Below are 532 nucleotides of genomic sequence, written 5' to 3' on the forward strand. Positions count from 1 at the left end.
CCGCCCGGGCGTCCCGACGCACCAGATGGCTCGCGCGGGCTCCCGACACGAACAGGTGCGACAACCGGGCCCCCTCGGCCTGAAGCGCCCTGGCCGTCTCGTACGCCACCACCGCGCCCATGCTGTGTCCGAACAGGGCGGTGGGCCGGTCCGTCAGCGGCCGGACGGCCTCGGCGATCTCCTGCGCCATCGCCACCAGATCGGTGGCCGTCGGTTCCCCGAACCGGTCCGCCCGGCCCGGGTAACAGACCGCGTGCACCTCGAACTCGGGCAGCCCTTTGCGCCAGTCCCGGAAGACGTACGAGGACCCGCCGGCATGCGGGAAGCAGATCAGCCGCATCGCGGCGAACGGCCGCGGTTCGCTGCATTCCGTCCAGAACATCCAGAGCCTCCTGCTCGCCGCTCGCCGACCTCTTCGGCTCCTCCACGGATGCGGCCCATTGCACCAGGAAGGCACTGACAACCGACTGACAGCAGTCCGGTTCCGTGCTCCCGGGCCGGCCGAGGACGACGCGGGAACCTCCCCGCGCGA

At 71.6% G+C, this 532-nt stretch carries 1 protein-coding gene; it reads right to left on the minus strand.

What is annotated here, in order from left to right; translation table 11 throughout:
* Positions 1–382, minus strand: a 382-nt coding sequence (locus CCL05_RS42415; protein ID WP_143590051.1) for a thioesterase II family protein, incomplete at its 3' end; no start/stop codon positions are given.
* Positions 383–532 lie beyond the last annotated feature (150 nt).

The sequence above is a fragment of the Streptomyces africanus genome (genome assembly GCF_002150735.1).
Classification (GTDB): domain Bacteria; phylum Actinomycetota; class Actinomycetes; order Streptomycetales; family Streptomycetaceae; genus Streptomyces; species Streptomyces africanus.